15 protein-coding genes are annotated in these 13,482 nt (G+C 71.5%); 8 read left to right on the forward strand and 7 right to left on the reverse strand.

The features are described 5' to 3' along the window. Window positions 1–30: 30 nt before the first annotated feature. Both KM933_RS03220 and murQ read left to right on the forward strand, forming a co-directional pair. Entirely contained in the window at window positions 31–948 is a 918-nt protein-coding gene (locus tag KM933_RS03220; RefSeq protein ID WP_221348223.1) for a MurR/RpiR family transcriptional regulator, read from the forward strand. 89 nt (window positions 949–1,037) lie between these two features. Next, on the forward strand, window positions 1,038–2,027 hold the full coding sequence (gene murQ, locus KM933_RS03225; RefSeq protein WP_221348224.1) for an N-acetylmuramic acid 6-phosphate etherase: 990 nt from the start codon (window positions 1,038–1,040) through the stop codon (window positions 2,025–2,027). Window positions 2,028–2,093: 66 nt separating this feature from the next. On the opposite strand, the gene KM933_RS03230 is transcribed toward murQ, so the two are convergent. From KM933_RS03230 to KM933_RS03240, 3 genes are all read right to left on the reverse strand, one after another. Then, window positions 2,094–2,426, reverse strand: coding sequence for an STAS domain-containing protein (locus KM933_RS03230; RefSeq protein ID WP_221348225.1), 333 nt, complete (start codon window positions 2,424–2,426; stop codon window positions 2,094–2,096). Window positions 2,427–2,623: 197 nt separating this feature from the next. Further along, a complete protein-coding gene (locus KM933_RS03235) occupies window positions 2,624–2,935 on the reverse strand; it encodes an ANTAR domain-containing protein (RefSeq protein ID WP_221348226.1) in 312 nt (103 codons plus the stop codon). A gap of 95 nt (window positions 2,936–3,030) precedes the next feature. Next, window positions 3,031–3,495, reverse strand: coding sequence for an ATP-binding protein (locus tag KM933_RS03240; protein WP_221348227.1), 465 nt, complete (start codon window positions 3,493–3,495; stop codon window positions 3,031–3,033). 359 nt (window positions 3,496–3,854) lie between these two features. Between KM933_RS03240 and KM933_RS03245 the strand changes: the two genes are divergently transcribed. The 5 genes from KM933_RS03245 (at window position 3,855) to KM933_RS03265 (ending at window position 7,964) form a co-directional block, all read left to right on the forward strand. Then, on the forward strand, window positions 3,855–4,220 hold the full coding sequence (locus tag KM933_RS03245) for an STAS domain-containing protein (RefSeq protein WP_308013241.1): 366 nt from the start codon (window positions 3,855–3,857) through the stop codon (window positions 4,218–4,220). A 196-nt stretch (window positions 4,221–4,416) separates the two neighbouring features. Then, on the forward strand, window positions 4,417–5,106 hold the full coding sequence (locus tag KM933_RS03250; protein WP_221348228.1) for an ANTAR domain-containing protein: 690 nt from the start codon (window positions 4,417–4,419) through the stop codon (window positions 5,104–5,106). A 51-nt stretch (window positions 5,107–5,157) separates the two neighbouring features. Continuing rightward, window positions 5,158–5,946 (forward strand): GAF and ANTAR domain-containing protein, encoded by a 789-nt coding sequence (locus tag KM933_RS03255; protein WP_221348229.1) that lies wholly within the window; start codon window positions 5,158–5,160, stop codon window positions 5,944–5,946. Between the two features lie 26 nt (window positions 5,947–5,972). Continuing rightward, a complete protein-coding gene (locus KM933_RS03260; RefSeq protein ID WP_221348230.1) occupies window positions 5,973–7,235 on the forward strand; it encodes a PAS domain-containing protein in 1,263 nt (420 codons plus the stop codon). 141 nt (window positions 7,236–7,376) lie between these two features. Continuing rightward, window positions 7,377–7,964 (forward strand): hypothetical protein, encoded by a 588-nt coding sequence (locus KM933_RS03265; protein WP_221348231.1) that lies wholly within the window; start codon window positions 7,377–7,379, stop codon window positions 7,962–7,964. 200 nt (window positions 7,965–8,164) lie between these two features. Here the strand turns inward: KM933_RS03265 and KM933_RS03270 are convergent, their stop codons facing one another. Further along, the gene (locus tag KM933_RS03270) at window positions 8,165–8,383 is read right to left on the reverse strand and encodes a hypothetical protein (protein ID WP_221348382.1); all 219 of its coding nucleotides are present in this window, start codon (window positions 8,381–8,383) and stop codon (window positions 8,165–8,167) included. Then, window positions 8,380–8,601 (reverse strand): hypothetical protein, encoded by a 222-nt coding sequence (locus tag KM933_RS03275; protein ID WP_221348232.1) that lies wholly within the window; start codon window positions 8,599–8,601, stop codon window positions 8,380–8,382. The genes KM933_RS03270 and KM933_RS03275 overlap by 4 nt, the downstream gene beginning before the upstream one ends. Window positions 8,602–9,163: 562 nt before the next feature. On the opposite strand from KM933_RS03275, the gene KM933_RS03280 reads away from it, so the two are divergent. Further along, on the forward strand, window positions 9,164–10,153 hold the full coding sequence (locus KM933_RS03280) for a S66 peptidase family protein (protein ID WP_221348233.1): 990 nt from the start codon (window positions 9,164–9,166) through the stop codon (window positions 10,151–10,153). A 202-nt stretch (window positions 10,154–10,355) separates the two neighbouring features. Here the strand turns inward: KM933_RS03280 and KM933_RS03285 are convergent, their stop codons facing one another. Together KM933_RS03285 and groL are read right to left on the reverse strand one after the other, a co-directional pair. Continuing rightward, complete coding sequence (locus KM933_RS03285) at window positions 10,356–11,504, reverse strand: NADH:flavin oxidoreductase (RefSeq protein WP_221348234.1); 1,149 nt, start codon at window positions 11,502–11,504, stop codon at window positions 10,356–10,358. A 269-nt stretch (window positions 11,505–11,773) separates the two neighbouring features. Then, window positions 11,774–13,402: a chaperonin GroEL gene (gene groL, locus KM933_RS03290; protein WP_221348235.1), complete on the reverse strand. Its 1,629-nt coding sequence runs from the start codon at window positions 13,400–13,402 to the stop codon at window positions 11,774–11,776. Window positions 13,403–13,482 lie beyond the last annotated feature (80 nt).

Raw genomic sequence — 13,482 nt, forward strand, 5'->3', positions numbered from 1 at the left:
CCTCCCCCGCCCCGAAAATATCTTTCATACGTGACCCACGAAGTGAAGGAAATTTTCGCGGGCGGCACCCCGCCGGCCCCCGCGGCCCTGGCCGCGAAGGTCCGCACCCTGGCCCCCTCGATGACCCGCTCCATGCAGCGCGTCGCCGAGGCCGTGGCGGGCGACCCCGCCGGCTGCGCGGCCCTCACGGTCACCGGCCTCGCGGAGCTGACCGGCACCAGCGAGGCGACCGTCGTCCGCACGGCCCGTCTCCTCGGCTACCCCGGCTACCGGGACCTGCGCCTCGCCCTCGCCGGTCTCGCCGCCCAGCAGCAGTCGGGCCGCGCGCCCGCCGTGACCGCCGACATAGCGGTCGACGACCCGATCGCGGACGTGGTCGCCAAACTCGCGTACGACGAACAGCAGACGCTCGCCGACACGGCCGCCGCCCTGGACACGGTCCAGCTGGGCGCGGCGGTGGGCGTGCTCGCGGCGGCCCGCCGTATCGACGTGTACGGCGTCGGCGCCTCCGGGCTGGTCGCCCAGGACCTGACCCAGAAACTGCTCCGCATCGGGCTCCTGGCCCACGCGCACAACGACCCCCACCTCGCCGTGACCAACGCCGTGCAGCTGCGGGCCGGGGACGCGGCGGTCGCGATCACGCACTCCGGGTCGACGGGGGACGTGATCGAGCCGCTGCGGGTGGCGTTCGAGCACGGGGCGACGACGATCGCGGTCACGGGACACCCGGACGGCCCCGTCACCCAGTACGCGGACCACGTCCTCACCACCTCCACGGCGCGGGAGAGCGAGCTGCGGCCGGCGGCGATGTCCTCGCGGACGAGCCAACTGCTCGTGGTGGACTGCCTGTTCATAGGGGTCGCCCAACAGACGTACGAGACGGCGGCACCGGCCCTGTCGGCGTCGTACGAGGCGCTGGCCCACCGCCACCGGACCGCTGCGCGCTAGCCGCGTGTCCGGCCGCGGGCGGGTGGGGCCGTTCGCGCGGTTCCCCGCGCCCCTGGAAACAGCAGGAAGAGCAGAAAGAGCAGTCGCACATGACCTCACACGCCGATGCCACCGACGCCGCTGGTGCCGCCGACACCACCGACGGCCTCCCGCCCTCCGGCCGCCATGACGTGCGGGCCGAGCTGGCGGGCCTGACCACCGAGGCGTTCCGTCCCGAGCACTCCGAGATCGACCGGCTGCCCACACTGGCCATCGCGGAGCTCATGAACGCCGAGGACGCCACCGTGCCGGCCGCGGTCGCCGCGCAACTGCCGGCGGTCGCGGCCGCGATCGACGCCGTCGCGGAGCGGATGGGGCGGGGCGGCCGGCTCGTCTACGCCGGGGCGGGCACGGCGGGGCGGCTCGGCGTGCTCGACGCGTCCGAGTGCCCGCCCACGTTCAACACGGATCCGGCCGAGGTCGTCGGGCTGATCGCGGGCGGCCCGGCCGCCGTGACGACCTCCGTCGAGGGGGCGGAGGACTCCGCGGAACTGGCCGTCGAGGACCTGTCCGCCCTGGACCTCACGGCACAGGACGTGGTCGTGGGCGTCTCCGCGTCGGGCCGTACGCCGTACGCGGTCGGGGCCGTCGAACACGCCCGCGCGCTCGGCGCCCTCACCGTGGGCCTCTCCTGCAACGCGGACAGCCCGCTGGCGGCCGCGGCGGACCACGGCATCGAGGTCGTGGTGGGCCCCGAGCTGCTCACGGGTTCCACCCGTCTCAAGGCGGGCACGGCGCAGAAGCTCGTCCTCAACATGTTCTCGACGATCACGATGATCCGCCTGGGCAAGACGTACGGGAACCTGATGGTCGACGTACGCGCCTCGAACGAGAAACTCCGGGCCCGCTCCCACCGCATCGTCGCGCTCGCCACGGGGGCGTCCGACGAGGAGATCGAGAAGGCGCTGTCCGCGACGGACGGAGAGGTGAAGAACGCCGTCCTCGTCCTCCTCGGAGGGGTGGACGCCCCCACCGCCGCCCACCTCCTGGAGAAGTCGAACGGCCATCTGCGCGAGGCCCTGTCAGCGGCGACCCGCTGACCGGCGCCGCCCCGCGGCGGTGCGGTGGGCGCCCCTGCGGCCTCCCGCGGCCGCAGGGGCACACGTTCACGCCTCGCTCAGCTGGAGACTGCGCGTCTCGTGCCAGCCGTGGGAGGCGAACCGTCCGGGGAGGTCGAGTTCCGGGCGTGCCCTGAGGGTGAGGCACCCGGGTGGTGGCAGGCTGCGGGCCGCGGCGACCAGGGTCTCCAGCGCACTCCGGGAGAGGTAGTGGACACCGGTGAGGTCGACGGTCACGTTCTCGTGCTGCCGGCGGCAGGACAGCAAGGCCAGGCTCAGCGGGATCTCGTGGGCCCCCGTGACCTCGCCGAAGAGCTTGATGCCCGGCTCGTGGCTCAGCGGCGTGATGAACATGAGGTCGTCGGCGAAATACTTGGACATGGCTGGATTCCTCAAAGCCTTGCACCGTACGGGAGGCGGAGACGGACGCCGTTCACGCTCCGGGCCACGGCGGTGTTCCTCGTGCGGTGCCGAAGAGGCGGGCGCCGGTTCACGGACCACCGGAAGCGTAGGACCGAATATGCCGCTGGCGATAGCCTGTTTCCGGGCGGCCCTCGCCCCCGCTTCTGTGCCTATGCCTATGCCTGCGCCTGCGCCTGTGTCTCTGCCTGTGCCTGCGAAGACCGGGCGCACTCGATCTGCTGTTCCAGCACCGTGCGGACGTCCTCGCTCAGCTCGCCGGTCCGGGCCCACTCCACGACGAGTTCCGCGATGTTCCGCAGCTTGGTGTTCGTCCGCTGGGACACCTCCCGGAGGACTTCCCAGCCCTGCACGGGCGTCAGCCGTCCCAGGACGATCACGACACCTATCGCCTGGTCCACCACGGCGTGCGCGTACATCGCTTCCCGAAGCTGTTCGTTCTCACCCTGCAGCTTCTCCACCCGGTCCACTACGCGTTCCTCCTGCGCATCCTCAGCATCAGGTGTCGTATCGACGATGTCTTATTGACGTTTACCGCCGTTTCAAGCGTAATGCGGTACAGCTGTTACGAGGGAGCCGTGGGCCGGGGCCGCGTACTGCCGGGACGGCTGTTCGAGACATCGGAGCCGGACGAGCCGGAGAGGTCGGACGGGTCGGACAGGGGTATGCGGGCGGTGACGCGTTTGCCGGACGGCTCAAGACCGACGTGGAACTCCTCGGCCAGGGCCCGGACGATCTCCAAGCCGTGCCCTCCGACCCGCTCGGGGTCGACGGCGCCGACGGCGGGCAGGACCCGGACGGTGTCCCGCACGGTCACCTCCACCGCGTCGCCCGTGAGGCGCAGTTCCAGTACGGCGGGGCCGGGGGCGTGTTTGAGGGCGTTGGTGACCAGCTCGCTGACCACCAGCCGGGTGAGGTCCACGGCACGGTCGGAGACGGCCACGTCCTGCGCGGTCCGGGCACGGACGAGGAAATCGGCCGCGAAACAGCGTGCGTCCGCGATGCCGGAGCCGTCACCGGAAAGTGTCATGGTGGCCGACGAGGCGGTTGACACACCACGGGGAGCCTCCGGCCCGGCCTCCTCCCCGCCCTCGTCCTCACCCTTGCCTTCGCCCTCACCGTCGACCGGCTGCACTGTCTTTACCCACCGTCCACCGTCTGTTGTCTGTTGTCCGCCGTCTGCTGTCCGCCGTCTGTTGTCGGCTGTCGGCTCTTGGCCTTTGCGGATGTTCGCGATCGCGTACCCCGTCCGAGGTACCCGGCACGGTCCGCCCCACACGACTCCTGCCGCAGCGACCGGCCGTTCGGGGAAGTCCCCGGGTACCGTGGAGACAAGTACGCGGCCCCGGCACGAGCGCGGGCCGCATCAGCGGACGTAGTTAGGACACGGTGAGCCAGCCACCTCCAGCACGACCCGGCAATCCTCTGTCGGCCAGCAGCAGCACCGTCGACGGCGTGCGCGTCGTCACCCTCCGCGGTGACCTGGACCATGACGCGCGCGAGCGCGTCGAGGAAGTGCTGACGCCGCCCTCCGACACGACACCGTCCAGGACCGTGGTCGACCTGTCCGACGTCGGCTTCATGGACTCCAGCGGCATCAACGTGCTGATCATCGCCTACAAGGCCGCCACGGCCGCCGAGGGCTGGGTACGGGTGGCCGGCGCGCAGGTGCCCGTCATGCGCGTGATGAAGATGGTCGGCCTCGACGCGATCATCCCGTGCCATCCCACCGTGGAGCAGGCCCTCCAGCACTGACCCTCCGGCACCGACCCGGCAGCGCGCCGCCCGTCGGTGCACCGCTGCGGGCGGAAGGCCCGCGAACGCCCCCCGGCCGGTTCCGGCGGGGCAGTCCTCCGCGACCTGTGACACGGCGCGGTCCTGCCGCTACGCTCGGAGAGTGCGGTCGGCGTCCGCCGGCCCGCACGGGCGGAACCGACGAAAGCGTGTACGGATGGGTTCCTCGGTCCCGGAGCTCCTGGACAGCCTGCACATGGCGGTGAACGACGAAGAGCGCCGGGTGTGGGCGTCCGCCTGTGCCCAGGCCCTCGACCTGGGCGGCATCGCCGTCTCCCTGGGCCGCGAGCTGGTGTGGTTCAGCGATACGACCAGTGAGCGCCTGGAGGACCTGCAGTTCGTTCTCGGGCAGGGACCCGGTCTGCTCCTCCAGGACCAGGACGAGACAGGGGTACGTCAGGTGCCCGACCTGGAGCGGCTGCTGACCGAGCAGTGGCCGCAGTTCGCCGCCGAGGCGCAGGAGCTGGGAATCGCCGCCCTGTTCGTGTGGCCCGTGCACGTCGGCGCCGTCCGGATAGGGACGATGACCGGCTACCGGCGCACGACCGGCCCGCTGGCCCCGCTGCAGTCCGCACAGGGCTGGCTGGTGGCCGACGCCCTGGCCGAACACGTACTGAACCACTGGCTGGTCCCCAACGGCTACGGTGCCGGCCCCGGTCACGCGGGAGCGGTGGATCTGCACCGGGCGGAAGTGCACCAGGCCACCGGAGTGCTGAGCGAGAGGCTCGGCGTTCCGCTCACCGAGGCCCTGGACCGGCTGCGCGCCCAGGCATACACCTCCGGCATGTCCCTGGCGGACACCGCCCACGCCATCATCCACCGGGAACTTCCGGATGACAGTCGATAGCCCGGCCGGTCGCGCCGGCCACGCTCTGCCCGGGAGCCAAGGAGCACACCCATGAGCAGGCAACAGCACATCGTCCGTACGTTCCTGGAGCTGGCCGACACCCTGGTGGAGGACTTCGACGTCATCGACTTCCTCCACCAGATGACGCTGCGCTGCCAGGAACTCCTCGACGTCACCGACGCCGCGGTCTTCCTGAACCACTCCGGTTCCCGCCTGCACAGCCCCGCGCCCTGCGACCCCTCACCCCAGCTGCAGCTCGTGCTGGACGCCGCCGGCAGCCAGGGCCCGGCCCTCGACGCCCACCACACCGCGAAGCCGGTCGCCGCGCACAGTCTCCGTGAGGCGGCCACGCGCTGGCCGCAGTTCACACCGCACCTGGAACAGGCCGGCTACACCCGCGCCAGCGCCCTGCCGATGCGTCTGCGCCAGGAGAAACTCGGCAGTCTCCTGCTGCTGCACTCCACGGACCAGCCGCTGGCGGCCGAGGACCTGGCCCTCGGCCAGGCCCTGGCCGACGCCGCCACCATCGGCCTGATCCACTCCCGCACGATCCGCCAGCAGCACACCGTCAACGAGCAGCTGCACAACGCTCTGCAGAGCCGCATCATCATCGAACAGGCGAAAGGTATCCTCGCCGCCCGCGCCGACATCACCCTCAACCAGGCATTCGACTCCCTGCGCCGCCACGCCAGGAACAACCGCATCCTGCTCAACGACGTCGCCCGGGAAGTCATCGACACCGGCCTGACCCCCGTCACCGCCCGGCCCCGGCCCGACGCGGCCGACGCGGCCGACGCGGCCGACAGGAACGGCAAAGGTGGCACGGGCGGCACGGAATAGCCCTGGAGGGCGGCAGGTGAGTGGCGGTGGATGAAGTACTGCGGGCCGCCTCGGGCAGCCAGTTGTTCGAAGTGACCTCTGCCCCGTACCTGGTGCTCGACGCGGGTTTCCGTATTCAGGGGATCAACGCGGCCTATCTGCGCGCCACCGGACGCTCGCGTGACGAACTGATGGGCGCGTTCATGTTCGACGCGTTCCCGGACGACCCCGGGGACGGCACCGCGACCGGCGTGCACAACCTCACCGCCTCCCTGGAACGGGTGCTGCGTCACGCAGTCCCCGACGACATGGGCATCCAGCGCTACGACATCCCCGACCCCGCCGTCCTCGGCGGCTTCCGCCGCAAGGCGTGGAGTCCGGTCAACTCCCCGCTGACCGACGCGGACGGCCACGTCGTCGGTGCCCTGCACCACGTCGAGGACGTGACGGCGGTCTACGAGGCCCTTCGCCGTCCGGGCAACGGCGGTGCGGAGCAGACGGCACCGCAGCCGAAGGCGTTGCTGCACCACACGATGCTGGCCGTCGCCCGCTACGAGCGCGCCGCACGGGCCGTGGCCGCGGGGCGGGCCGCCCCGGGCCGCCCGGCACCGTACGGCGCCGCGCCCCCCGCGGGCATGATCCGGCGCGACGGACTGTGGCACGCGATCCTCCATGCCGCCCGCGGAGGGCGGCCCGACGGCTGCACCGCCGCGATATGCGCGGCCGCGGTGCGGGAACTGCCGGAGACCGATGCCGCCGTGATCACGCTGCACGGCGGCGGACCGGAGCAGCTGCAACTCGCCGCCAGTTCCCTCTGGGCCCGGCGCGTCGAGGAGTTGCAGTACGTCACCGGTCACGGCCCCTCCCTGACCGCGTTCGACACCGGCGTCCGCGTGCTGGCCCCCGACCTGGGCCGGTCCGGTGCCAGGTGGCCGCTGTTCGCCGACGCCGCGGTCGCCGTCGGTGCCGGCGCCGCCTTCTCGTACCCCCTGCGCACCGCCACCGCCGTGCTCGGCACGCTCACCCTCTACCGCGCACTGCACGTCCCCGCCACCCCCACGGGGCCGCCCGCCGACGCGCAGGAGTTCGCGGACATCGCCACGGTGGTACTGCTCGCCGACATGGACGGCGACATCATCGAGAGGGTCAGGAGCATCACCGACCAGGACGACATCCACACCGCCGCCGGTGTCGTCGCCGCGACCCAGGGCATCGGCATCGGCGAGGCCCTCACCTGGCTCCACACCATGGCAAAGGCCCAGAACCTACCGGTGGCAGACCTGGCCCGCGCCATCCTGGCACCCCCGTAGGCCCCCTGCCGCCCAGGTGCGCGGGGGACGGCGCGACCAGCCCTCACCCACCCGCACCCGCCCGCCTACCCACCCGCCACCCGACGCCCCCCTCCGCGGACATGCGACGCTGGGACCGCCAAAGGGAAGGGACGCCACACCGTGAACCACGCGCAACTGACCGCTCTGGGCAGAGCCCTCCGCGTACTGGGGGAGCACGGCGACGCCCTCTCCACCGACATGCCGGACACCGGACTGCACGAGGTCAAGGCCGACCTGAAGCGCGCCCTCGACCTCCTGGAGGAGACCGTCACCACCGCGGCCCCCACCACCCGCTGCGCGGAACACCCCACCGGCCCGGTCGACACGGACGCCCCCGACCTGTGCCTGCTCTGCGAGACCCGCCGCCGCGTGGCCCGCCGCTCGAAGGTCAACGACTCGTTCCCGCAGGGCCGCCCGGCCGCCCCGGGCGACAGCACGGAACGCACCACGTCCCGTTACGGCATCCGGGGCGACCGTCCCCAGCCCCAGCAGCGCTGGCTCCCGGAGGTGTGGACCGGCCAGGCATGGCAGCTCTGCGGCACGCCCCGCCGCGACAAGCAGGAGGCCGAGCTGTACCTCGCCGCACAGCGCAGGGGCCCGCGCCCGGGCATGGCCTACCGCCTGGTCCACGAGTTCACCGACTACGAGGTGCTGCGCATCTGGGGCACCCCGGTGAAGACCGACACCGAGCCGATGGGCAACCTCTGACGGTGCCCCGACACCTCGGCGAGGAGGCTGCGCGGCTCGTGCTCCGGAAGCGAGTCCCGCCGCCGTCCCCGCCGTCCCCGCCGTCCCCGCAGTCGCCGCAGTCGCCGCAGTCGCCGCGGTGAGTCCCATGACCACTGCTCCGCGACCACTGCTCCGCGCTTCGCGCGCGGTGGCGCGTCGGCCACCCGCTGCAGCATCCGCTACGGCAACCTCCCCTCCTGGTTGATCCGCCGCACCCGCGCCAGCAGCACCTCCGCGACCGTCGCCTCGCCCACCGCCTCGGGCGGACAGTCCCACTCCAGCCCACCCTCCACGGGCCGCAGTTGCACGTAGCCCCCCTCGCGCCCCATCACCTGCCCGACCCGCCCGTCCCGTACGTCGATCACGTACTCCCGGCACCTCCCGGACTCCCCGTTCACGACGCCCCACCCGCCCCGCGCAGCGCGTCGGCCAGCCGGACCGCCGTGCGTACGTTGCAGCGACCCAGCTCCACCAGCGCGAAGGGCTCGCCGGTCGCCGCCGTCACCGGGTCGACGCCCAGCGACGGCAGGGCGACTCCCGCGTCCCGCAAAGCCGCCCGCAGGTACTCCACCGCCTCCCGCGTCGGTCGCGCCCGTTCACTCGACGTCATCTCCATCGCGCCACTTCCTCCACTCTGAGTGTCCGCCGTCTCTACACAGAGTGGCCACTACCCCTCTAACCTGGCCATAGGCGGCGTCCCGACAACGCCGTTTGTATGACAGGGAGTTGCCATGCCAGGACCAAAGGACCCGACCCGTCCCCCTCACCCCGCACCCCGCCGGGCGCGGAGCTCCGTCATGCCCGTGAGCAGGCCGGTTTCAGCCAGGACGAACCGGGGAACGCCCCGTTCGCCGGTGGCTCATCCATCGGCCAACTGGAGGCGGGTACGCGCCGTGTCCAGCCCGACATGGCTACAAAACTTGACGAAATACTCAAGACGACCGGTTTTTTTGAGCGCAACCGCAGAGCGGTGAATCGCTCCCGGTACCCGGACCACTGCACGGAGGCGGCGGAGGCGGCGGCGCCGTCCGCGCCGCGACGGCCCACCGCAAGGAGGCGGCCCACGGGTGACCCATGGGCAGCCCACGGGTGACCGATGGGCCACCCGCCCGATCGACCGCGGAATACCGGCGGTACCCGCGTGGTTGTCCGCCGTTGTCGATCAGCAAGGAGGCCCCATGCCCACGATCCGTCGTCCCCGTGCGCTGCGTCCCGGCGATCTCGTGGTCGTCGCCGCGCCCTCGGGCCGGCTCGAACCGGGTGAGGAGCCGCTGCTCGCCCGCGGTGTGGCGATACTGGAGCGGATGGGTTTCCGCGTGCGGGTCAGCCCGACGGTCGACGCGGCGAAGGGCCGCTGGTGGGCGGCGGGCACTCCGGCGGAGCAGGCCGCCGAGCTCAACGCGCTGCTCCGGGACCCGGAGGTGCGGGCCGTCGTCGCGCACACCGGCGGGCAGTCGACCATCGGCTACCTCGATCTGATCGATCTGGACGCGATCCGGGCCGACCCGAAGCCGATCATCGGTTACAGCGACATCTCGCTGCTGCACCTGGCACTGCACGCCAGGACCGGCCTCGTCGGCTTCCACGCCGACATCGCCACCCACGGCTTCGGCAGCGACTGGTACACGCTGGGCGACCGGGCCCGCCGGTCCGAACTCGTCGACCTCTACACCCGTGTGCTCACCAAGGCCGAGGCGCCGGGCGCGCTGCCCGCCGGGGGGACCTGGGAGACCTGGCGGCCGGGCCGGGCGCAGGGCCCCCTGGTCGGCGGCCTGCTGAACCGCCTGATCCTGTTGCAGTCGACGCCCTTCGCACTGCCCGCCGAGCGGTTCGACGGCGCCGTCCTGTTCTGGGAGGAACTCCAGCGGCCGGTCACACGGATCTGGTACGACCTCCAGGCGCTGCGGCTGTCCGGCGTGCTGAACCGGATCGCGGGCATGGTGATCGGCATCCCGACCGAGGTCACTCCCTACGAGGGCGGCGCGGACCGGGTCGGTCTGCGCGACGTCGTGCTCGACGTCCTGGGAGAGCGGGACATCCCCGTCCTCGCCCAGGTCGACTTCGGCCACACCTCGCCGAACCTGCCGCTGCCCATCGGCGTCCGTGCGGAGGTGGACGCGGACAACCGGACCCTGTCCCTGCTCGAACCGGCGGTCGCGGAACACTGAGTACTCAGTACTCAGTCACCGGATCCGTGTTCCGCGACCCCTGCACCGGGCAGGGCGGTGGATTTCCGCCGGCCCCCGCCCGGATCGCCCGGTCGCTGGACGCCTCGGTGCGGGCCACGAGGGTGGCGTCCCCGCGCGGGGACGCCACCCTCGGAGTACGGCGAAGTACAGCGCTGCCGGGCGTGAGGTGCCGCGGTCGCGGTCAGCTCAGTGAGCCCAGCGCCTCCGCGTTGAAGGGGGCCAGCTCGCCGAAGCGGCCCGCCAGGACCTTCTGGGCCCACTGCGGGTCCTGGAGCAGCGCGCGGCCGACCGCGATCATGTCGAACTCCTCGTTCTCCAGTCGGTCCAGCAGGTCGTCGATGCCCTTGACCGGGGCGCCCTCGCCCAGGAAACTCTTGCCGAAGTCGCCGTCGAGGCCGACCGAGCCGACCGTGATGACGGGCTTCCCGGTGACCTTCTTCGTCCAGCCCGCCAGGTTCAGGTCGGAGCCGTCGAACTCCGGCAGCCAGTAGCGGCGCGTCGACGCGTGGAAGACGTCCACACCGGCCGCGGCGAGCGGCTCCAGCAGGGCCTCCAGCTCCGCCGGGGTCTGCGCCAGGCGCGCCTTGTACGCCTCCATCTTCCACTGCGAGTAGCGGAAGATGACGGGGAAGTCCGGCGAGACGGCCGCCCGGACCGCGGCGACGACCTCCGCCGCGAACTTCGTACGGGCGACGAGGTCACCGCCGTACGCGTCCGTACGGCGGTTCGTGCCCGCCCACAGGAACTGGTCCAGCAGGTACCCGTGCGCGCCGTGCAGCTCGACCCCGTCGAAGCCGATGCGCTCGGCGTCGGCCGCGGCCCCGGCGAACGCGCGGATGACGTCGTCCAGGTCGGTCTGCGTCATCTCCTTGCCCTGGCCCGCGGTGCCGTCGACGCGCAGTCCGGACGGGCCGATCGCGGGCGCGTCGGCGAACGGCGGCTCGCCGGCCGACCGGACCATGCCGACGTGCCAGAGCTGCGGCACGATCGTCCCGCCCGCCGCGTGCACGGCCTCGGCGACCTTCGCCCACCCGGCGAGCTGCTCCTCCCCGTGGAACCGCGGGATCCGGTCGCTCTGCCCGGCCGACTCGTGGCCCACGTACGTGCCCTCGGTGACGATCAGGCCGACCCCGGCGGCGGCCCGGCGCGCGTAGTACGACACCACGTCCTCCCCCGGCACGCCGCCCGGCGAGAACGCCCGGGTCATCGGCGCCATCGCGATCCGGTTCGGAACGGTCAGGCCGTTGAGGGAGACGGGCCGGGAGAGGATCTCGGCCGCCCGGGACGCGGAGGCGGAAGAAGAAGCGGAGGCAGAGGTGTCGACGGTCACGTAAGGGCTCCTCGTGGGGTGGAGTGGGGTGGAGTGAGATGAGTGGAGCGGTCGGTCGGCGGGGCCCCGCACATCTGCGCATCCTCGTAGGTATGTGCATGCGCATGGACCCCACCTGGCACCAACCGCCCCGGTGGACGACTCATTCCGCCGGTCCGCCGAACACCCTTGTGACCCCGGACACGCCCGAGGGCGGCACCCCTGGAGTGGGGTACCGCCCTCGTTCACGTACTGCGTCCGCGTAGTGCGGAGGACTGCCGAGCCGGGGCTCAGAAGTCCATGTCACCGCCCGGCATACCGCCACCGGCGCCGGCGCCGGCCGCGGCCTTCTCCGGCTTGTCGGCGATGACGGCCTCGGTGGTGAGGAACAGCGCGGCGATGGAGGCGGCGTTCTGCAGGGCAGAGCGCGTGACCTTCGCCGGGTCGATGATGCCTTCGGCGATCATGTCGACGTACTCACCGGTCGCGGCGTTCAGGCCGTGGCCGACGGGAAGGTTGCGCACCTTCTCGACGATGACGCCACCCTCCAGGCCACCGTTGACGGCGATCTGCTTGAGGGGGGCCTCCAGGGCGAGCTTCACGGCGTTGGCGCCGGTCGCCTCGTCACCCGTGAGCTCCAGCTTCTCGAACACCGAGGAAGCCTGGAGCAGAGCCACGCCACCACCGGCGACGATGCCCTCCTCGACGGCCGCCTTCGCGTTGCGGACGGCGTCCTCGATGCGGTGCTTGCGCTCCTTGAGCTCGACCTCGGTGGCGGCACCGGCCTTGATGACGGCCACGCCGCCGGCCAGCTTCGCCAGACGCTCCTGGAGCTTCTCGCGGTCGTAGTCCGAGTCGGAGTTCTCGATCTCGGCACGGATCTGGTTGACCCGGCCCTGGACCTGGTCGGCCGAACCGGAGCCGTCCACGATCGTGGTCTCGTCCTTGGTGATGACGACCTTGCGGGCGCGGCCCAGCAGGTCCAGACCCGCGTTCTCCAGCTTCAGGCCGACCTCCTCGGAGATGACCTCGCCGCCCGTGAGGATGGCGATGTCGCCGAGCATGGCCTTGCGGCGGTCACCGAAGCCCGGGGCCTTGACGGCGACGGACTTGAAGGTGCCACGGATCTTGTTGACGACCAGCGTCGACAGCGCCTCGCCCTCGACGTCCTCGGCGATGATCAGCAGCGGCTTGCCGCTCTGCATGACCTTCTCCAGGAGCGGGAGCAGGTCCTTGACGTTGGCGATCTTCGAGTTGGCGATCAGGATGTACGGGTCGTCGAGGACGGCCTCCATACGCTCCATGTCGGTGGCGAAGTACGCCGAGATGTAGCCCTTGTCGAAGCGCATACCCTCGGTGAGTTCCAGCTCCAGACCGAAGGTCTGGGACTCCTCGACGGTGATGACGCCTTCCTTGCCGACCTTGTCCATCGCCTCGGCGATGAGCTCGCCGATCTGGGTGTCGGCGGCGGAGATGGAGGCCGTCGAAGCGATCTGCTCCTTGGTCTCGACATCCTTCGCCTGCTCAAGGAGGGCACCGGAGACGGCCTCGACGGCCTTCTCGATACCGCGCTTGAGGGCCATCGGGTTGGCGCCGGCGGCTACGTTGCGCAGGCCCTCGCGGACCAGCGCCTGGGCGAGGACGGTCGCCGTGGTCGTTCCGTCACCGGCGACGTCGTCCGTCTTCTTGGCGACTTCCTTGACCAGCTCTGCGCCGATCTTCTCGTACGGGTCCTCGAGCTCGATCTCCTTGGCGATGGAAACACCATCGTTGGTGATCGTGGGGGCGCCCCACTTCTTCTCGAGGACGACGTTGCGACCCTTGGGACCAAGGGTGACCTTGACGGCGTCGGCGAGCTGGTTCATCCCGCGCTCGAGACCGCGCCGTGCCTCCTCGTCGAACGCGATGATCTTGGCCATGTGAAGTGGTCCTCCCGGACTGGGGTGGAATCTCCAGGACCGCGCCCGCGCCCGCGACGGACGGCCTGCCGACCTCGTGG

It is taken from the genome of Streptomyces beigongshangae (assembly GCF_019710745.1).
GTDB classification, from domain to species: Bacteria; Actinomycetota; Actinomycetes; order Streptomycetales; family Streptomycetaceae; genus Streptomyces; species Streptomyces beigongshangae.